At 42.5% G+C, this 20,718-nt stretch carries 20 protein-coding genes; 12 read left to right on the forward strand and 8 right to left on the reverse strand.

Annotated features, from left to right (window positions below):
- Positions 1-132 precede the first annotated feature (132 nt).
- Positions 133-909, forward strand: coding sequence for an acyl-ACP--UDP-N-acetylglucosamine O-acyltransferase (gene lpxA, locus LAJ61_RS10025; protein WP_060995097.1), 777 nt, complete (start codon positions 133-135; stop codon positions 907-909).
- Between the two features lie 108 nt (positions 910-1,017).
- On the opposite strand, the gene tgt is transcribed toward lpxA, so the two are convergent.
- From tgt to LAJ61_RS10040, 3 genes are read right to left on the reverse strand one after another with little or no spacing between them, the layout of a single operon-like run.
- Complete coding sequence (gene tgt / locus LAJ61_RS10030) at positions 1,018-2,154, reverse strand: tRNA guanosine(34) transglycosylase Tgt (RefSeq protein ID WP_224053793.1); 1,137 nt, start codon at positions 2,152-2,154, stop codon at positions 1,018-1,020.
- 56 nt (positions 2,155-2,210) lie between these two features.
- Positions 2,211-3,284: a tRNA preQ1(34) S-adenosylmethionine ribosyltransferase-isomerase QueA gene (gene queA, locus LAJ61_RS10035; RefSeq protein ID WP_224053794.1), complete on the reverse strand. Its 1,074-nt coding sequence runs from the start codon at positions 3,282-3,284 to the stop codon at positions 2,211-2,213.
- Between the two features lie 7 nt (positions 3,285-3,291).
- Complete coding sequence (locus LAJ61_RS10040) at positions 3,292-3,873, reverse strand: acyl-CoA thioesterase (protein ID WP_224053795.1); 582 nt, start codon at positions 3,871-3,873, stop codon at positions 3,292-3,294.
- Between the two features lie 115 nt (positions 3,874-3,988).
- On the opposite strand from LAJ61_RS10040, the gene LAJ61_RS10045 reads away from it, so the two are divergent.
- Positions 3,989-4,567: a DUF924 family protein gene (locus LAJ61_RS10045; protein WP_224053796.1), complete on the forward strand. Its 579-nt coding sequence runs from the start codon at positions 3,989-3,991 to the stop codon at positions 4,565-4,567.
- Here LAJ61_RS10045 and queG read toward each other — a convergent pair.
- Positions 4,564-5,691, reverse strand: a complete 1,128-nt coding sequence (queG, locus tag LAJ61_RS10050; protein WP_224053797.1) for a tRNA epoxyqueuosine(34) reductase QueG — start codon at positions 5,689-5,691, stop codon at positions 4,564-4,566. The two genes, LAJ61_RS10045 and queG, sit on opposite strands and share 4 nt — an antisense overlap.
- Positions 5,692-5,761: 70 nt before the next feature.
- Here queG and LAJ61_RS10055 point away from each other — a divergent pair, with 70 nt between their 5' ends.
- Positions 5,762-7,453: an NAD(P)H-hydrate dehydratase gene (locus LAJ61_RS10055; protein ID WP_224053798.1), complete on the forward strand. Its 1,692-nt coding sequence runs from the start codon at positions 5,762-5,764 to the stop codon at positions 7,451-7,453.
- Between the two features lie 111 nt (positions 7,454-7,564).
- Here LAJ61_RS10055 and LAJ61_RS10060 read toward each other — a convergent pair whose 3' ends face one another.
- Entirely contained in the window at positions 7,565-8,041 is a 477-nt protein-coding gene (locus tag LAJ61_RS10060) for a DUF4124 domain-containing protein (protein WP_224053799.1), read from the reverse strand.
- A 745-nt stretch (positions 8,042-8,786) separates the two neighbouring features.
- Here LAJ61_RS10060 and LAJ61_RS10065 point away from each other — a divergent pair.
- From LAJ61_RS10065 to LAJ61_RS10100, 8 genes are all read left to right on the forward strand, one after another.
- Complete coding sequence (locus LAJ61_RS10065) at positions 8,787-10,502, forward strand: acetolactate synthase 3 large subunit (protein WP_173846746.1); 1,716 nt, start codon at positions 8,787-8,789, stop codon at positions 10,500-10,502.
- A complete protein-coding gene (gene ilvN, locus LAJ61_RS10070) occupies positions 10,502-10,993 on the forward strand; it encodes an acetolactate synthase small subunit (RefSeq protein WP_007116784.1) in 492 nt (163 codons plus the stop codon). The genes LAJ61_RS10065 and ilvN overlap by 1 nt, the downstream gene beginning before the upstream one ends.
- 48 nt (positions 10,994-11,041) lie before the next feature.
- The gene (gene ilvC, locus LAJ61_RS10075) at positions 11,042-12,058 is read left to right on the forward strand and encodes a ketol-acid reductoisomerase (RefSeq protein WP_065252581.1); all 1,017 of its coding nucleotides are present in this window, start codon (positions 11,042-11,044) and stop codon (positions 12,056-12,058) included.
- A 136-nt stretch (positions 12,059-12,194) separates the two neighbouring features.
- Entirely contained in the window at positions 12,195-12,746 is a 552-nt protein-coding gene (locus LAJ61_RS10080; RefSeq protein WP_224053800.1) for a hypothetical protein, read from the forward strand.
- Positions 12,747-12,958: 212 nt separating this feature from the next.
- Positions 12,959-13,171, forward strand: a complete 213-nt coding sequence (locus tag LAJ61_RS10085; RefSeq protein ID WP_007116781.1) for a cold-shock protein — start codon at positions 12,959-12,961, stop codon at positions 13,169-13,171.
- 468 nt (positions 13,172-13,639) lie between these two features.
- Positions 13,640-14,389: an electron transfer flavoprotein subunit beta/FixA family protein gene (locus tag LAJ61_RS10090; protein WP_224053801.1), complete on the forward strand. Its 750-nt coding sequence runs from the start codon at positions 13,640-13,642 to the stop codon at positions 14,387-14,389.
- Between the two features lie 83 nt (positions 14,390-14,472).
- Entirely contained in the window at positions 14,473-15,405 is a 933-nt protein-coding gene (locus LAJ61_RS10095; RefSeq protein ID WP_060994967.1) for an electron transfer flavoprotein subunit alpha/FixB family protein, read from the forward strand.
- 207 nt (positions 15,406-15,612) lie between these two features.
- On the forward strand, positions 15,613-16,254 hold the full coding sequence (locus tag LAJ61_RS10100; protein WP_224053802.1) for a hypothetical protein: 642 nt from the start codon (positions 15,613-15,615) through the stop codon (positions 16,252-16,254).
- Between the two features lie 106 nt (positions 16,255-16,360).
- Here the strand turns inward: LAJ61_RS10100 and corA are convergent, their stop codons facing one another.
- From corA to LAJ61_RS10115, 3 genes are all read right to left on the reverse strand, one after another.
- Positions 16,361-17,521, reverse strand: a complete 1,161-nt coding sequence (gene corA / locus LAJ61_RS10105) for a magnesium/cobalt transporter CorA (RefSeq protein ID WP_224054857.1) — start codon at positions 17,519-17,521, stop codon at positions 16,361-16,363.
- Between the two features lie 506 nt (positions 17,522-18,027).
- On the reverse strand, positions 18,028-18,411 hold the full coding sequence (locus LAJ61_RS10110) for a DUF2237 family protein (RefSeq protein WP_224053803.1): 384 nt from the start codon (positions 18,409-18,411) through the stop codon (positions 18,028-18,030).
- Between the two features lie 44 nt (positions 18,412-18,455).
- Positions 18,456-19,049 (reverse strand): glutathione S-transferase N-terminal domain-containing protein, encoded by a 594-nt coding sequence (locus LAJ61_RS10115; protein ID WP_267460931.1) that lies wholly within the window; start codon positions 19,047-19,049, stop codon positions 18,456-18,458.
- A 317-nt stretch (positions 19,050-19,366) separates the two neighbouring features.
- On the opposite strand from LAJ61_RS10115, the gene LAJ61_RS10120 reads away from it, so the two are divergent.
- Complete coding sequence (locus LAJ61_RS10120) at positions 19,367-20,662, forward strand: ATP phosphoribosyltransferase regulatory subunit (RefSeq protein WP_224053805.1); 1,296 nt, start codon at positions 19,367-19,369, stop codon at positions 20,660-20,662.
- Positions 20,663-20,718: the final 56 nt, after the last annotated feature.

Genomic DNA, 20,718 nt, shown 5'->3' on the forward strand with positions numbered 1-20,718 from the left:
GCATACTTTAGTAAAAATGCTATAATGTCGTTTTTATTTTAACCTGCTGTTCATAGTTAGCTTTGCCTATGGTTTCAGCTAAACCTGTATTTTTAGTTCTTCTTGAATAGTGGGCTGGTATAAGGATTTTTCATGACGATTCACCCAACGGCGATTATTGATGCCACTGCAACGATACACCCGTCGGTCAAGATAGGGCCGTATTGCATTATTGGTGAACATGTCACAATTGGGGCACAGACGGTGCTTCACCCCCATGTCGTCATTAGCAAGTTTACCCGTATCGGTGAGCGCAACCAGATTTTTCAATTCGCTAGCATCGGCGAAGACTGTCAAGATCTCAAATACCAAGGTGAGGAGACGTGGCTAGAAATTGGCGATGACAATCGCATTCGCGAAGCCTGTAGCATTCATCGCGGCACGGTACAAGATAAAGGCATCACACGCGTTGGTAGCCGTAATCTGTTTATGGTCAATACCCATATTGCGCATGATTGCGTAATTGGCAACGACAACATTGTGGCTAATAACGTGGGGATTGCAGGTCATGTCCGCATCGGTAACCATGTGATTGTCGGCGGTAATTCAGGTATTCACCAATTTTGTAGCATTGATGATTATAGTTTGATTGGTGGCGCAAGCTTGATTTTAAAAGATGTTGCGGCTTTTAACATGGTATCGGGCAACCCTGCCAAAAGCCATGGTCTTAATATCGAAGGCATGCGCCGCAAAGGTTGGTCAAAGCAGACTATTGATTATCTGCGACAAGCTTATCGGGTGATTTTCCGTTCAGGACTGACAAAGGAAGAAGCCATTGTAGCAGTGACCGAGCAACTGTTACCCCAAGAACCTTTGGTACAATTGCTATTGGATTCCCTGATTCATAGTGAACGTGGCTTAGTCAGATAACGTGGTAAGACAAGATATTAAGAAAGGATAGCGTTGCTATTTAGCGTATCAACAGCAGCGTATAAAAAGTAAAAAAGAGCCAAATTGGCTCTTTTTTTTAGGTGTTTTTTAGGTCAAATGCAAATCAGGTTTTGATAAGTTTTGCTGCTGATAAAAAGTATCGACAAACGCATCAAACTTATCATCCTCAATGGATTGACGGATATCTGCCATCAAGCGCTGGTAGTAACGCAAATTGTGTATGGTGCCCAACTGTGCCGATAGCATTTCATTGCATTTAAATAAATGATGCAAATAGGCGCGGCTGAAATTCTGACAAGTATAACAATCACACGCACTATCAAGCGGACTTTGGTCAAAACGGTGCATCGCATTTTTAATTTTAACCGCGCCAAAAGTGGTGAAATAATGACCATTTCGTGCATTACGTGTTGGCATCACGCAATCAAACATATCAACGCCGCGGCGTACCGCTTCCACGATATCTTCAGGTTTACCCACACCCATCAAGTATCTGGGCTTATCGGCGGGCATATCATCGGGTAAGTAATCAAGCACCGCCATCATTTCTTCTTTTGGCTCACCGACTGACAGTCCGCCAATGGCATAGCCATCAAACCCAATAGCGAGCAACCCTTCTAGGGATTTTTCGCGAAGGTTGCGATACATACTGCCTTGGATAATACCAAACAAAGCATTCTTGTTACCCAGTTTTTCATGCTCATTTTTACAGCGCTCGCCCCAACGCAGCGATAATTCAAGCGATGTATCCGCTTCGCTAGGGGTCGCAGGGTAAGGCGTGCATTCATCAAACTGCATGACGATGTCTGAGTTCAGTGAGTATTGAATTTGCATCGATATTTCAGGGGATAAAAACACCTTTGCGCCATCAATCGGCGAGCGAAAATAGACACCTTCCTCGACGATTTTACGCATTGCACCAAGGCTAAAGACTTGAAAACCACCCGAATCGGTTAAAATCGGCTTGTTCCAACCGATAAAGTCATGTAACCCGCCAAATTTGTCAATGACATCGGTGGTGGGGCGCAGCCACAAATGAAAGGTATTGCCCAAGATGATTTCGGCGCCGATTTCGTGGATATCGCGCGGCAGCATGCCTTTGACGGTGCCGTAAGTGCCGACAGGCATAAAGGCAGGGGTTTGCACATCGCCATGAGCGAGATGAACCGTACCACGGCGAGCACGGCTCTCGCCTGTAGCGGTTTTGTGTAAGGTAAATTGCATAATCTAAAGTTTCTGTAACAGGGTTTTTAAAAGGTTAAAATCATAAAAGGTTGAAATTATACCATTTTTTCCAACAACATCGCATCACCGTAACTAAAGAAACGATATCGTTGCTCGATGGCGTGCTGATAAGCCTGTTTGATAGGCTCACTGCCTGCAAACGCTGACACCAGCATCAACAGCGTGGATTTTGGCAAATGAAAATTGGTAATGAGCTTATCAATCACCCCAAATCTAAATGACGGATAAATAAAAATATCGGTGTCACCTGACCAAGCCGATAGCATTGGGTTTTCAAAACTGGCGGTTTTTTGAAACGCCGTTTCTAGCACTCGTGTCACAGTGGTACCGACCGCAATCACTTGCCCGCCACGGGCTTTGGTTTGGTTAATCAAATCAGCAGTCGCTTGGGGCAACTCGGCATATTCTGAGTGCATTTTATGGCGCAAAATATCCTCTGTCTTGACAGGGGCAAATGTGCCTGCGCCGACATGCAACGTGACAAAGGCGGTATTGATGCCCTTGGACTTGAGTGCAGCCAATACGTTATCATCAAAATGCAGGCTTGCTGTCGGTGCGGCTACGCTAGCAAGTTTGGCTGGGTCATGGAATACCGTTTGATAGCGGGTTTCGTCATTGTCATCGGCATGGCGCTCAAAATAGGGCGGAATCGGCAGTTCACCATAGTGCTCAAGCACAGGCAATATCGGTTGGTCAAATTCTAGCAAAAATAAATTTTCCTCACGCCCCATTACCGTGGCATGGATGTTGCCATCGGCAAGGCTCAACGTTTGCCCCTCTTTTGGGCTGCGGCTGGCGCGTACATGACACAAAGCGGTGTGCTTTTGGCTGCTAGTAGCATCATCGGGCAAAATACGCTCGACCAATACTTCGACCGCGCCGCCACTGGCTTTTTGCCCAAACAGCCTTGCTTTCATGACCTTGGTGTCATTAAACACCACTAAGTCACCAATATTTAACAACTCTGGCAAATCCACAAATTGTTGGTCTTTGGGTTGACCATAGGCAGGCAAATACAGCAATCGAGAGGCTGAACGCACCGCTAACGGATAGCGGGCAATAAGTTCATCAGGCAGTTGATAATCAAAATCATCTAAAGTTAAAGGCATTTATGGGTTACTCGGTGATAGCAGAATCTTTGGCAAGGTGGACATTGGCTTTAGGAAAGGGGCGGATTTTATCGGCGTCCGACCAAGCTTTGACCCAGTCATCAGGTGGCATATTGATATCTTTATAATCCAATGCGCTGAGCACTTGCTCAGTCGGCAAAACCTTGCCTGTCACGATGTTGGTGATACCGGTGCGCAGCAGCGCAGAGCAAGTCGGCTGACCTTTGACCCACATGCTTTGTTCAATATAAAACCAGCGCTCATCAACGGCTATCAGTCGGGTTTTGATGGTGACTTTATCAAATAAACGAACACGCTTACGATATTGGATGGTGCTACCAGCGACCACCAGCCCCCAGCGATGCTTGAATAATTTTTTGGCAAGCCCAGAGCGAATGGCAAGATCGTTTCGCCCCAAATCAAACAGCGTAAAAATACGCCCGTTGTTCATTTCAAAAAAATGGTCAATGTCGTTGATATTAGCGGTCAAGGTGATTTCGCTGGTATCGGTTAATTGAAGCGAATGACCTCGTTTTTGTTTAATCGCGCTTTTGATGGCATGGGTGCCCAGTCGTAAAAAAGGATACATGGTTGTTCTCAATCTAAATTTGTGCCACATTATAGGTAAATCGCGCTTGTTTAGCAAAATTTGTCACTATAATTACCCGACAAGTCACTATAATTAACCTACAAAAGGAAAGCAAATGACCAATCAATCACAGGTAGCAGCGCAACCAATATCATCAGAGGCTAAAAAGGTATTAGACTTTTGGTTGCAGCAAAATACTAAGCCATTTTGGTTTGCCAAAGATGAGGATTTTGATAAAACGGTAACGGCTAAATTTTTAGCCACACTTGAGCAAGCCAAACGAGGCGAGTTAGGGGATTGGCGAGCCAGTACAAAAGGGCGACTGGCAGAAATCATTGTATTGGACCAGTTTTCGCGCAATATTTTTCGAGATTCTTCACAAGCTTTTGCCCAAGATGGCATGGCGTTAGTATTGGCGCAAGAAATCGTCAAACAGCCAGATTTTGACAAGTTAAATCAAGAGGAACGCAATTTTGCTTTAATGCCTTTTATGCATGCGGAATCGGTAATCATTCATCAGCAGGCGTTGCCACTATTTAAAAAATACGCCAGTGCCGATACGTTAGCGTTTGAATATAAGCATCAAGCCATTATTGAAAGATTTGGGCGTTATCCGCACCGCAATGCGATTTTGGGTAGACAATCGAGTGATGAGGAAATTGCCTTTTTACAACAACCCAACTCGTCATTTTAACTTTTATTAAGTTGTTGCTTAATCGCCCAATCAATATGTTCTTGTGTGTTCTCGCTTAGCATGGGGCGTTTTTGTTGCAATTTGTCAATAATTGCTTGGCTAAATGGTGCATTACCCAAGGCTACCGCCACATTGCGCATAAAATTGTCGTAGCCCGTGCGGCGAATTGGCGAGCCTTCGGTTTTTGTCAAAAAATCCTGTGCATCCCACGCCCATAATTCAAGCAGTGACATATCATCTAAACGGTGACGCGGATTAAAATCCTCAATCGTCGCTAATCTGGCAAATTTATTCCAAGGGCAAATCAACTGACAATCATCACAGCCAAAAATACGATTGCCGATTTTGGGGCGAAGTTCTACAGGGATTTTGCCATCTAATTCAATGGTTAAATACGAAATACACAGCCGTGCATCGACATCATAATGCCCGGTGGGTGTTTTGCGGATGGCATGGGTAGGGCACACATGAATACAAGCACGGCAACTGCCACAATGCGATAATGTGGTTTCGATTTGCTTGTTATCCTCTGCCAAAGGCAAGCTGGTGAATAATTCCCCCAACACAAAAAATGACCCCGCTTGTGGATGAATCAGCAAAGTGTGTTTGCCTGTCCAGCCCAAACCTGCTTGCTCAGCCAACGCGCGCTCAAATATAGGCGCGGAGTCGCTAAAGGGGCGAAATACAAAGTCGTTGGCATATTGCGGATAATCGGTGGTTAGTTTGTCTTGAATCAGTCTGGCTAGGGTTTTTAGTAATCCTCGCATGGTTTTATGATAATCACGTCCTCGAGCATAGCGGGCAATAATCGCTGAGTTGGGGCGCTCGTTGTCTGGCACACTGCGTTTGGGCGGCGGCGTGACCAGATAATCTAAACGCACGCTAATGATACTTTGCGTCCTGTCAACTAACAGGGCAGGGTTAGCACGTTTATCATGATTGTCTTCAAAAAACAGCATATCGCCATGTTTACCTTGTGCTAGCCAGGTTTGCAAGGCATCAAGCTGTTTTACAAAGATGGGATTGGTTGGATGGACAAAGCCACAATCAGCAAACCCCAACGCCTTGGCTTGCGCTTTTATCCAGCCCTTGAGTGCATTGAGTTCATTTGTAGTGTCCAACATGCCAATAACCAGATAAAATTAAAATGCTATTATAACAAAATAAACACCTATCATATCATTGGATCATCTTATGCAAAGTAATGCACAGACGGATAAAAATACTGTGATGCAAAACGCCATTGCCTTATATACCCCCAAACAAATTTATGACATTGAAAAAAACTGGTTTAGCAAAAATGACAGTTTTGCCTTAATGCAACAAGCTGCATGGCAACTTGCACACATCATCAAGCAGGAAAGTAGCAATCAAAAAGGCAGTCACCCTCAAAAAAGCAATCACCCTCAAAAAAGCAGTCACTCTCAAAAATCGGTATTGGTAGTGGCAGGCGCGGGTAATAATGGCGGCGATGCTTGGTTGGTGGCGCATTATGTGAACAAGCTTTGCCCACATTGGTCAGTTACCGTAGTACAAGTCGCAGCGCCTAGCACCCTCGACAGCCAAACGGCAAAGCAGATGTACCAGTCAAATTGTGCAAATGCGCCAAAATATCTGACGTTGACAGCATTTTTACAGCCATTCTATGAACTTGGTTTGAGCTATCATTATAATGTGGTGATTGATGGGTTATTGGGGATTGGGCTCGATGGCAAGCCTAGCGGTGATTATCAGACAATCATCAATTGGATTAATCAATATCGCAAGCAAAGTGACTTTTGTCAAGCCATCAGCATCGATGTACCCAGCGGACTTAATGCCGCTACGGGCGAAGTATACGATGACACTGCGATTAAGGCAGACAAGACACTTTGTCTAATTGGGCGAAAGGTCGGACTGCATATCGGGGATAGTAAAGATTATGTTGGCACTGTGATTGATGTGCCTTTGCTCCCTATTGAACAATCAGGCATCTTGTTGCATTGCACGCTACCTAACTTGCCACAACGTCAGCAGGTGAGCCATAAAGGTACGTATGGTCATGTACTTATCATCGGTGGCAATCGGCTACAGGATGGGCATGGCATGGCAGGGGCGGCGATATTGGCCGCCAGTGCAGCATTGAGCAGTGGTGCAGGCAAAGTCACCGTTGCTTGTCATCGTGATTTTCATCCAGCCATTGTCACCGCGTTGCCCAATGCCATGACCGCGGATTTACACAATATCGCTAGCGTCATCGAGCTGATTAACGCGGTGGATGTGGTTGCTATTGGCATGGGTCTGGGTAGAGATAAAGTAACGCTTGATTTATTTAACCAGTATCTTACGGCCATCAAACAATCAGAGAAGCTATGTGTCATTGATGCCGATGGTTTATACCATTTAGCAGATTGGGCAGGCGCGAGTGACGGTTTAAATGCTCCAAGTCAATCACGCTTGGGACAGTCAAACCAACGGTTTTATTTAACGCCGCATTCAGCGGAAGCAGGACGTTTGCTCAATCAACATTATGCTGACATTGATCGAGACAAAATCAGCGCGATTCGGGCGTTAGCTCACCAATATGGGGGCAATTGGCTTATCAAAGGGGCACAAACGATTGTGCTTGAACGTGCCAGTCTTGAGCGTGACAGTTTTGAAATAGACTGTATTGATATCTGCGGCTTGGGTAATGCCGGTATGGCAACGGCTGGCATGGGCGACTGCTTGGCAGGTCTGATGGCGGGCTTATTGGCGCAAGCAATTGCCGCACCCATGCTAACTTCCGTGCTCATACATGCCAAAGCAGGTGATACGTTAGCAGAAAAAATGGGTGAATATGCATTGCAGGCCAATCACATGGCATCGGCAATCGGTGACATCACCCATCAAATCACGCAAGATTAAAATCAAGGCAGGTTAACAAGATTCAATAGAAAAAAGGTGAGAATTCACTCACCTTTAAGCTTTACACACCTTTAATTTTAATTGAATGCTAAAGTCATATAGCATGCAAAGTTATTTACAGTATTGGCTCACCGTTTGCGCGACTTGCTGACGGCGTAGCTCAATTTCACGACCATCTAAATATTTACGTTCACCTTTATTATCCATCTCATAGACGCGCCCGCCTTGGTTTAGATTAGCAAGGGTATTTTGTAAGGCTTTGCAGCGCTCCGCATCTTGCTGTTTTTTGAGTTGCTGATTTTGTGCCTCAAGCTCAGCAGCGCGTTTTTGATCGGCTGTCAGCGTTGGTGATACACCTGATGCAGCACCTGTGCTATTGCCAGCGGTTGCAGGTGCACGACTACTAGGTCCAAGTTCACGGGTATTAACCACTTGCACTTGTCGCAAATTAACACCATTGGTCGGCGCATATTGGCTATAATGCGGCACACCATTTTTGTCAGTCCACTTGTAATAAGTTGCTGCATTTGAACTCGCCATAACGAATGGTGATAACATGAGTGATAACAAAAACAGTGGCTTTAACATTGTTTTTCCTGTGCAAGAAACGAGAAAATTATGCGATAGCCTATCACAGCTTGATAGCTTTTAGCAGTAAATTTCGACAGGATAATCGTTTAATTTCCTAAATGTAATTTTCTAAAAACGGCTGGCTCAATTAGTCCGAGATTTTAAAGTTTATTAAGCTTTAAAACCAAGCCTTAAAACGAATTCATTTACCTATAACTAAAAGTTATAAATTCTAGTAGCTTTTTTTTATTGACAAGTGTTAAAAAAACTCACATCATAAGTCCTCTGCTGGTCGTTAGTAACAATTATCGTTGGTTACTAATTGGTAAAATCTAAGCTAATTGGCGCTATCCGCTGATTAGGCTCTTCAATTGGATGAGAGCATTTTTTACCGTTGTTGTTGTTTATGAATCTAAACAAAAGAATCTAACAACCCTGACTTATCGGTCAACAAAGACAAAAAGTAGCCATCAATTTATACATTACGTAATTTTCGTGATGCTTTCTTTTTTGGTTATCATGCTTTTTGCCCTCGTCTGATTTGTTCACTGTTACCTTATGACGGTGTTGAAGATTCTTGCTAATCATTTAGCAATTTTTATCTGAAACAACTTCCCAGTATCATTTTTGAAGACGACCATAAAAGGTGATGACAGTGACTCAAACTACCCAAGCTCCCAATATGACGGGAGAAAACCAAACGGCTCACGCTGCACCCAATTTTGACAAAAAAACCGCCAAAGCCTCAGCAGGTGAACCTGTGATGATGTCTGGTGCAGAAATGCTGGTGCAAGCGCTAATTGACGAAGGTGTTGAATACATTTTTGGCTATCCAGGTGGCGCCGTGTTGCATATTTATGATGCTTTGTTCAAACAAGATAGCATTGAGCACATCCTCGTGCGTCACGAACAAGCAGCGGGTCATATGGCAGATGCTTATTCCCGTGTGACAGGTCAAACTGGGGTGGTATTAGCGACATCAGGTCCAGGCGCCACCAATACGGTTACTGCCATCGCTACCGCGTTTATGGATTCCATTCCGATGGTTATCATCTCAGGTCAGGTGCCTTCAAGCCTCATCGGTGATGATGCGTTCCAAGAAACTGATATGATTGGTGTGTCACGTCCTGTCGTCAAACACAGTTTTCAAGTACGTCATGCCAGCGAAATCCCAGAAATCGTGCGCAAAGCATTTTATATCGCAAGCTCTGGTCGCCCAGGTCCTGTGGTGATTGATGTACCCAAAGACAAAACTGCGCCTAATGAAAAATTCCCTTATCATTTCCCTGAGTCGGTCAGTATGCGTTCTTACCAACCATCGGTTCGCGGTCATTCAGGACAAATTCGTAAAGCCATCGAAACCTTAATTGCTGCCAAACGCCCTGTACTATATTCAGGTGGTGGCGTGATTGCATCAAACGCCAGTGCAGAATTAACCGCATTAGCCCGTTTACTTAATTTGCCGGTGACTAATACTTTGATGGGATTGGGCGCTTATCCAGGGTCGGATAAACAGTTTTTAGGTATGCTTGGGATGCATGGTACGTATGAAGCCAATATGACCATGCACAATTCAGATGTGATTTTGGCTGTGGGTGCGCGTTTTGATGACCGTGTGACCAACAATACGCAAAAATTCTGTCCAAACGCTAAAATTATCCATATTGATATCGACCCTGCGTCAATCTCAAAAACCATTAACGCACATATCCCGATCGTCGGTGATGTAAAAAATGTGTTAAGCGATATGCTCGCCGTATTAACAGAAAATAACGCACAGCTTGACCAAGCGGCGCTAAATGATTGGTGGGCGCAAATCAATGAATGGCGTAAACGCCATGGTCTACGCTATGACAAAGACGACAGCAATGGCATGAAACCACAGCACGTTGTTGAGCGCTTATACGAGTTAACGCATGGTAAAGCTATCATCACCTCTGATGTGGGTCAGCACCAAATGTTTGCAGCCCTATACTATAAGTACGATGAGCCGCGTCAATGGTTAAACTCAGGTGGGTTAGGCACTATGGGGGTAGGATTACCTTATGCAATGGCCGCCAAACTTGCTAACCCAGAGCGTGATGTGGTCTGTATCACAGGTGAAGGCTCAATTCAGATGAATATTCAAGAGCTATCAACTTGCCTACAATATAACTTACCAGTGAAGATTTTAAATCTTAACAACGCCCAGTTGGGTATGGTCAAACAATGGCAAGACATGATTTATGAAGGTCGTCATTCGCACTCTTATATGGATTCATTGCCAGATTTTGTCAAACTTGCAGAAGCTTATGGTCATGTCGGTATCCAAATCACCGACCCCGCCAAACTTGATGAACAACTTGCTTATGCCTTATCACTTAAAGATCGATTGGTATTTATCGATGTACTCGTCGATAAAAATGAGCATGTTTATCCAATGCAATTAGCAGGTCAGTCAATGCGTGATATGTGGTTAGCCAAAGGGGAGCGTACCTAATGAAACATTTAATTTCTGTCTTAATGGAAAATGAATCAGGGTCACTGTCTCGTGTGGTTGGCTTATTTTCACAACGTGGCTACAACATCGAGACACTGAACGTTGCCCCAACCGATGACCCGACTTTATCGCGTTTGACCTTGACCACAGATACCGATCAAAATAAGATTGAGCAAGTGACCAAACAGTTGCACAAGCTGATTGAAATCGTTAAAGTAACCACGCTGACCGATAGTGTACATATTGAGCGCGAACTCATGCTGATCAAAGTACGTGCCACGGGTAGCAACCGCGAGGAAGTCAAGCGCTGTGCGGATATCTTCCGTGCAAGTATTGTTGATATCACGCCCAATGTCTATACCATTCAAATTGTCGGTGACACCGCAAAATTGGACGGCTTTATCGAATTGATGGGACGTGAACGCATTTTAGAGGTCGTACGTTCTGGTGTTATTGGTATCGCTCGGGGTGAAAAAATCCTCAGCGTCTAAATTTACCAACCTTTTAATAGTAGTTGTTTTTTACACAAGGAAATAGTTATGAACATTTTTTATGATAAAGATTGTGATCTATCAATCATCCAAGGCAAAAAAGTTGCGATTATCGGTTACGGATCACAAGGTCACGCCCACGCATTGAACCTAAAAGACAGCGGTGTTGATGTCACAGTTGGCCTGCGCAAAGATTCATCATCTTGGAAAAAAGCAGAAAATGCCGGTCTAAAAGTGGCTGAAGTAGAAGAAGCAGTCAAGCAAGCTGACTTAGTCATGATTTTGACCCCGGATGAATTCCAAAAACAACTTTACAATGACGTGATTGAGCCAAACATTAAACAAGGTGCTACGCTTGCATTTGCCCATGGTTTCTCTATCCATTACAACCAAGTGGTACCACGCAAAGACTTAGACGTCATCATGATTGCGCCAAAAGCACCGGGTCATACCGTTCGTAACGAATTTGCCACAGGCGGCGGTATTCCTGACTTAATCGCCGTTTACCAAGATGCCTCTGGCCAAGCCAAACAAGTCGCGTTATCTTACGCGATGGGCGTCGGCGGCGGTCGTTCAGGTATCATCGAAACAACGTTCAAAGACGAAACTGAAACTGACCTATTTGGTGAGCAAGCGGTACTTTGTGGTGGTGCGGTTGAACTGGTCAAAATGGGCTTTGAAACCTTGGTTGAAGCAGGTTATGCCCCAGAAATGGCTTACTTTGAATGTCTACACGAATTAAAATTGATCGTAGACTTGATGTACCAAGGCGGTATTGCTGATATGAACTACTCAATCAGTAACAACGCAGAATACGGTGAATACGTAACAGGTCTAGAAGTTATTAATGACCAATCACGTGAAGCGATGCGTAATGCTCTAAAACGTATCCAATCAGGCGAATATGCAAAAATGTTTATCGCTGAAGGTATGTCAAATTATCCATCAATGACAGCGCGCCGCCGTCAAACCGCTGAGCACGAAATCGAAAAAACAGGTGCCAAACTTCGCGGTATGATGCCTTGGATTACCTCAAGCAAAATCATCGATAAAGAGAAAAACTAGTTTTGCATCCAGTTAGTTTTACCGATGACATCATACCCAATTGGTAAAAACGATAAAATGACAATAACCCTGCGCTGTGTAAAGTTACATGGACAGGGTTTTTTAGTATAAAATAATGGGTATCGATGTAAAGTTTATGAGATTTGTTTTGAATATAGCGTCTGTTTGGCAGTTGTCGACTGCAACTTTTTTACACACTTTTAGCGGTATGAGTGCTTTGCCTGCATTGGCAAATCCTTTGAATCACCTGATGGGGGATAGCTATACGTTAAATTGGCAAGCAATTTATCTGGTCGGTACGTTAATTGTCGCCCTACTTATTGCGTATGAATCCATTGTTTTGAAGAAAAACTTAGGAAAACTGCCGCAATCAACTTTGTTTAGTGTGAGCTCCATATTAGAAACTGTGTGGCTTATGGTATCCGTGGTTGCCATATATTATGGCGGATTTAGTAGCATTGCCAAAGTCGTGCCATTTGCCTATATTTTGTATAGCATATTTGGTTGGATTTATGGATTTTATCTACTTAAAGATCAGGCGGGCGATATGAAAGATGTCGATGACATGAGTATGCCCATCAAATATATGGACTACAGCCTATCATTTTCACTGGTGATTACGGTGACCAGCATTGCGATATTTATCAATATGTTGATGAACGGTGTTATCGCCTTTAATCTAGCTTAATAAAGTCAATTTAAATCCCTTTTTAATTGTAACTTTATGGCAAAAAAATTCAAAAAATAGTAGGTGAAACGCTAAAACTAGGCTATACTGTGATTATTCGCTAAAATGCACTTAACAAATTTTTGGCGATGACAATTTATAACACCCTGTATTTACCTAAGTAATTGCAAGCGTTATAGATAACATAGTTAATTTTTAATGTAGGATTTTTTATGTCAGATAAAGCTACTGGTACTGTAAAATGGTTCAATGAGAGCAAAGGTTTCGGCTTCATCGCTCAAGACAATGGCGGTCAAGACGTTTTTGCTCATTACAGTGCAATCCAAGGTTCAGGTTTTAAAACACTTAAAGAAGGTCAACGTGTGAGCTTCGTATTGAGCCAAGGTCAAAAAGGCCCACAAGCCGAACAAATTGAAGCACAATAATAATAACTACAAGCTTAATTGTTTGTTTATTAACTGCTTATCTTAATTAGCTTGCAATAAAGAAAAACAACCAGACGATAGGTTGTTTTTTTTTGCGCGTTTGTTTTGTGTTGAATGTTTATATCAAGCACAAGACATTATATTTTGAATATTTAGTTAAAAAATTTCCCTAATTATTTTAGTTATGATATATTCGAAAAATTCAAGAATTTTTGATGTTTTCCAACCATTTTTTTATGACTTAAAATTCATAGGATTTTCTTGATTTGTTGGGTAAGTTATCGCAACATATATTATTAACGAAGATAATGGGTATTGTGAGTATTCACAGTATAACTATTCTTTTTAGCTTGCTAAGTTAGCTCACCAAGCTAGTTAAGTTAAGAAGAATAGGATGTTTATTTTATCATGACTGGGGATACTTGGATTTATCCTCCTTTTTTAATTCATATAACAAACGAGGAACGTATGAAAGCATTAGTTGCTGTTAAACGTGTAGTTGACTATAACGTAAAAGTTCGTGTAAAAGCGGACAACACTGGTGTTGACTTAACCAATGTTAAAATGTCTGTAAACCCATTTGATGAGATTGCTGTTGAAGAAGCTGTACGCCTACAAGAAGCGGGCGTGGTCTCTGAAATTGTTGTTGTCTCTATCGGACCAAAAGAAGCACAAGAACAAATCCGTGGTGCAATGGCACTGGGTGCAGATCGTGGTATTTTAGTTGAAACTACCGACACTGTGCGTCCCCTACAAGTGGCAAAAATTTTAAAAGCGATTGCACAAGCTGAAGCTGCTGACATCATTTTACTAGGCAAACAAGCGATTGATGATGACAACAACCAAACAGGTCAAATGCTAGCGGCATTACTAGATGTGGGTCAAGCAACCTTTGCATCACAAGTAAAAGTCGACGGTGGCAGTGTCAACGTAACACGTGAAATCGATGGGGGCTTACAAACCGTTCAGCTATCATTGCCCGCGGTTATCACCACTGATTTACGGTTAAATGAACCACGTTATGCCAAACTGCCTAACATCATGAAAGCGAAGAAAAAACCATTAGAAGAGAAAAAACTAGAAGATTATGGTGTTTCTACCGCTAGTAACATTCAAATCGTAAAAGTGACGCCACCTGCAGAGCGTAAAGCGGGTGTTAAAGTTAAATCGGTTGATGAGTTAGTCGATAAATTAAGAAACGAAGCTAAAGTTATCTAATTATTAGTTATCTAATCATTTAACTACCTTCAATTTAATTCGTCATTTAACGATAGCGATTATCAAATATTAAGGAAAATCTCATGGCAATTTTAGTATATGCAGAACATGATAATAAAGAGCTGAAAAAAGCAACACTCAACACCGTAACGGCAGCAAGCAAAATCGGTGGCGATATCGTTGTATTAGTTGCAGGTCTTGGCTGTGAAGCCGTGGCAGAACAAGCCGCTAAAGTAGCAGGTGTTTCAAAGGTGCTTTGCGCAAGTAATGCTGCTTTTGAACATCAGCTAGCTGAAAACGTTGCTAAACTCGTCGTATCGCTTGCAGGCGATTATAGCCATATCGTTGCACCAGCAACAACAACGGGTAAAAACTTCTTACCACGTGTTGCCGCTTTGTTAGACGTCAATATGCTAACTGATGTGACCGCTGTGATTGATGCAGAGACATTTGAGCGTCCAATTTACGCAGGTAACGCCATTGCAACTGTTAAAGATACTGAAAGCAAAAAAGTTATCACAGTTCGTACAACCGCATTTGATGCAGCGGCAGCAGAAGGCGGTGCGGCCAGTATAGAGCAAGTAAGCGCAGGCGAAGATGCGGGCAAATCAAAATTTGTCGGTGAAGAACTGGCAAAATCTGATCGTCCAGAATTAACTGCTGCAGAAATTGTTGTATCAGGTGGTCGTGCATTAGCCAGCGGTGAAAACTTCACCAAATATATTGAGCCACTGGCTGATAAGCTAGGCGCTGCGATGGGTGCATCACGTGCGGCAGTTGACGCAGGTTATGTGCCAAACGACCTACAAGTGGGTCAAACGGGTAAAATTGTCGCACCAAACCTATATATCGCCGCAGGTATCTCAGGTGCCATTCAGCATTTGGCAGGTATGAAAGATTCAAAAGTTATCGTTGCTATCAACAATGACCCAGAAGCGCCTATCTCTCAAGTGGCTGATTATTTCCTAGAAGGTGATATTTTTACAGTCTTGCCAGAACTAACTAGCAAATTGTAATTGCAGCTATCATAAGCTACCAAGCGATAAATATATAAGCGATAAATATAAAAAAGCCTCATATTTTTTGAGGTTTTTTTATTTGCTATTTACTGGCTAAGCACTGACTTAATTATCGCTAAAAGCATATTGATTGTTGTATAACGACTAGGTAATATAATAAAAATTATGGGATTTTATTGATAGTAAATTTTTTGGGAATAAATTGTGAAAATGGATTTAAGAAAATTCCGTACAGAGATGCAGCAGCGGCTTAGCGAGCAGCAACTAGACCTAGACAATGTGAAAGTGCGTCCCTTTATCTGTTCAGGGTCGCCCCTTAATTGCAAAATCATGATGGTGGGCTACAATCCAGCTCGTGAAGTTAATTTAGACGTATTTGATGCCGATATTTGGAATGATGACATAGGGTTTGACCGTGAATCGTTTGCTGAGCATTATGACATCGCTAGCTACAACGATGATTTACAGTGGAATCGCAACCATATATTTCAGCAAAATTTGATTGATGAAATCTCAAATCATCCTGTGATTGAAACTTATCTTTATAGTGTTATCACCCCTAAAAAAACTTTATTAAGCCGTCAGCATAAACACACACATTTATTTGATTGGCTATATGGTATTCTCAAACCTGTTTTAGTCATTACCCAAAATATTGATGTAATTAAATATTTTGAACGAGAAGCCAATAAAACCCTCGTGAGAAATACTTTTAATGCCATTACTTATCGCGATTTACACTGTGTGATTTTGCCCATCAGCCATTTATCCAAAAAATGGAATGACACCGAAATGTACCATTTGAAAGAAGAAATTGATGAGCTGTTTAATTTAATTGATGTATAGACAATTATTTGTCATTGACAAATTAATAGCACAATAAAAAAAGCTTAACAGCATTATCTATTAAGCTTTTATGGTCAAAGTTTATGGTTAAAGTCTAGCGGTAAAGTTACAACCAACCTGCCTTTTTAAATCGATAGTAAAGCGTGAAACAAATGGTCAAAATAAATGCCAACAAAATATAGTAGGCATAATGCATTTTTAGTTCAGGCATATTGTCAAAGTTCATCCCATAAATCCCTGCGACGGCAGTCGGAACCGCAAGGATACCTGCCCAAGCGGCAAGTTTTCGTACTACCTCATTTTGACCCATATTCACCACTGCCATGTAAGTATCCATGGCAACACTGAGCATTTCGTTGAGTCCATTGACCGCATCGAGCGCACGCAGTAGATGGTCATTGACGTCGCGAAAATACGGTTTGGCTTGGCTAGGGAAACTTGGAATCAAATCAGTCTTTTTATGATTGATAAAAAAATTACAGATATCTTGTACGGGCAAGATGACAGCACGCATATGTACGAGCTGTGATTTTAATTCATACAAATTGCGCAGTGTATGCTTGTTAAAGTTTTCAGAGAAAATTTCCCGTTCTTGCTCGCGCAAATAACGTCCTAATTTTTCAGTGACAGGTAAATAGTTATCGACGATAAAGTCTAGAATGGCGTGCAGCACAAAGATGGGTCCAAGGCGCAATTTTTCTGGTCGGCGATGACAAAAATCTCGCACACTTTGGTAGCTATGAGAGGCACCTTGACGAATAGTGATGATATATTGCTTGCCCATAAAGATGGCCGTAGTGCCATAACGAATGGTGTTTTCGGTCAATTTGGCAGTTCGTACCACCACGAACACGCTATCATTACCATAGCTTTCAACTTTGGCGCGTTGATGTTCAGCGAAAGCATCTTCAATGGCAAGTTCGTGCAAGTCAAATGCCTCTTGGACTTCTCGAATGGTTTCGATACTTGGGTCATGCAGTCCTACCCAAACAAACACGTTGTTGTTGGATAGTTCGCGGCGCACATCATCAAGCTCAATCTCGCCGATTTTTTCCCCAGATTTACGAGAGTAGGCGAAACAGTTGGCAATCTCATTTTTCCCTTTAAAGCGATCTTCGGTGATTTCAGCTTCAGGGTTGTACTCAGGGGGTGATACATCGGTAGGTGCATAGACTTCGACAATGCCATCATCGTCATAATCTTCGCCATAGATATAACTATCATCACCGTGCAAATCGAGGTCTTCATCCGCGATTTCGTCATACATGACATCCGCGTTGGCAAGGGTAAAAGAATCCGACGACATATCATGTGGCGGATTAAGCGTTGAGGCTAACGGCAGAGTGACGTGCTGGGTCGTCTGAGTGGGGTGCTCTAATAAATCGTCGCTGCGTTCAGATAAATTTTTGTTTTGGTGGGGTGGCGTCATAACCAAAAACCTCGCTATCACGATTTGAAAGAGTTATATCAGATCGAATAAATGTGTCCAGTCGTTATCAAAGTACTAAAAGGTAGCAACCACAAAACAGCAAGTAAACATCAAAGTAGGCAAATGCGCCTGTGTGTTCTTGCTATTTTGTAATTCTCAGTGATTTTTAAACGAATAAAAAAGAAGTCATGCATTAACAATGCAATCATACGGCTAAAATTAGATGGATAATGATAACAGTGAAAAATGACAATCTCAAGATAATTATACGTGACAAGACCGCTAAAACCTAGTTGAATCTAGTTAACCATGGACTTAGCAACGGTCATTATTTCACTATCGCCTTAAATAGCGTACTTTTGCAGTGTCTCTATATCTACTAACTCTAAGAGGCTCTCATGGCATGCGGCAAGCTTTAGCGGCGGCGCAACCCCCGCATCCAATGCTTCCACCCAGCGTAGGGCACACACGCACCAAAAATCATTGGGCTGCAGCCCTGGAAAACCAAATTCGGGTAAAGGCGTCACCAAATCATTGCCCTTGGCAACAGAAAATTCCAAGAATTCCCGGGTCATTTTAGCGCAAACCGTGTGTAAGCCGACGTCACCAGCGCCGGTATGACAAAAACCATTTCGATAATAACCTGTTAACGGGTCAAAACAGCAACTGGCTAGTGCGGTACCCAGCACATTGGTTTGGTTTAATTCAGCTTTTGGATGATAGGACATAGTAGGCTCTTTTAATGTTTTAATTGTGTTAGATGGAAAATTGGCTAAAGTTTAAAGATAGATGTTGGTAGTTTTTCCAAAGCAGTGCTTTGAGTTTTTTGCATAAAATCTCGCTGACAAAATTGCTCAAGTGCTGATTTATTGACCTCAGTGACTGCGTTGTCAAATACCTCAGCCAAACGTAATTTCAAATACCCTAAGGCAATGCCAAAGAAGATTTGGCTTAACGCATCGCTTTGTGCATCGAGCTGTGGTGCATTGGGCAGTAAATTAGACAATAGACTGGTAGAGCGCTCAATAAATGGATGAGGGGTAGCACTTGATGGCTGAAAGCGCTCGGTGGCAAAGGCGCGAACAGTTTGGTTGATAATGCCGAGGCTCAGGCTTGTTAAAGCGGCAGATTTTTCATCAGCGAAAATTTGCGGCATGAGATGCGCCAAAATCACACTGCTTTCGGTGATGAGTAATTGATTGTCGGTGAGCAGGGCAGGTACTTGGCTAAAAGGGTTGACCGCTAATAATTCTTGTGGGTTTTCCCAAGGCATGACAAATATCAGCTCGGCATCAATTTGCTGGCGTAAACAGGCGACCATCACGAGACGGGCAAAAGGGGAGGTGGTTGAGACAAAGAGTTTCATGGATGAATTGGATTTCCCTATCATGATTGCATGGCTGTAAGTTTTAATAAATAAGTTTCAATAAATAAGTTTCAATAAAATTCTATAGGAGTTTAGCATAAAAAATTGGGCAATAAAAAAATGCCTAAGCCCAGTGAAGCTATGATACAATGAAAAGGAAAAGTGCCCTTATTTTTATTCTTAGCATTTTATTTTTGTAAGTGCCCTTCTCATCGATTATTCTATGATTTTACATGGTAATTCATGGTCTATGTTTTCATATGGCCGCTTGTTGTCATGTCTACTGATATATCATTTAATCATCCTTAGGATTTATTGTGTCAAATTTAGCACCAAATTCCACCAATGTGGCAAATCAGTCTGCTTTTTATCTTAATACAAAAAATACTTGGCTATTACCCGATGGGGTTGTCGATTTACTATCAACCGAAGCGGTAAAGCAAGAAACCCTGCGTTATCAATTGACCCGTATTTTAATCAGCCATGGCTATGAATTTATCAGCCCGCCTATGATTGAATATACCGAAAGCTTGCTCGGCTATGCGTCTGAAGATGTTAAATTACAAACTTTTAAAATTATTGATCAGCTAACCGGTCGGCTCATGGGGGTACGCGCAGATATCACCCCACAAATTGCGCGGATTGATGCGCGTCTACACAATAATCAAGACACTAGTAACCCATCAAAATCAATTTCCCGCTATTGTTATGCAGGGCATGTAATCTATACCATGCCAAAGGGCTTATTTGGTTCGCGTACCCCGCTACAGTTGGGGGCTGAGATTTTTGGTACTGACTCACTAGCCAGTGAAGTGGAACTATTAGATGTACTATTTACCTTGTTAGATAGTACAGATGTGATTGCACGCTCGCATATTGATATTGGTCACGTGGCGATTTTTCAGCAGCTTTGCCAGCTTGCCAGTGTACCTACGCATCTGCAAGAAAAACTAATTGAACTCTATGCCAATAAAGCGTTACCTGAGCTGAAACTTTTGACCAGCAAAATGAGCCAGTTTGGCGAGCTTGCCAACGATTTTTATGTGCTTGGCGAGGCAGGTAATGACTTGCAAAAACTGAGCGAACGACTGTCAAGTCAAGCCAAACACGATGCTATCATTGCCAAAGCCTTGTCTGATTTGACTTATTTGGTGAGCTATCTTGAAGAGCACTGGGATGCCAATGTCAGTGTCGATGTCACAGGATTGGGATATCACTATCATACAGGCGTTGTCTTTAATGTGTACGTGGCAGATGAGTCATTGCCGCTGATTCGTGGTGGTCGTTTTAGCAATCATTTTCATCATGAAGTTGATAATACCGATGCCGTGCGTTCAGGCGTTGGCTTTAGCTGCGAGCTAAACCGTTGGCAAAATCATATCCAAGTACATGAGCAGCCTTTTACCGTGGTGCCTTATAGCCATGTACAAACTATTTTACATGTACCCAATCATCCGGATGCGCCAGCGCTCAAACAAGCGATTGATTCATTACGCCAAGAAGGGCATCGGGTGATGATTGCGCTGGATGAAACCGATGAACCTGAGCAAACCACCCATCGCTTGCAAGTAGCGAATGGGGTTTGGTACTTAGAGCATTTGGCAGAAAATTAATTTTTAAGCTGTTGTAAACTTGTTTTTAGCAATTACTTTGATAAAAGGTGACTTAT

This window comes from Faucicola osloensis, from assembly GCF_020041925.1.
Lineage (GTDB): Bacteria > Pseudomonadota > Gammaproteobacteria > Pseudomonadales > Moraxellaceae > Faucicola > Faucicola osloensis_D.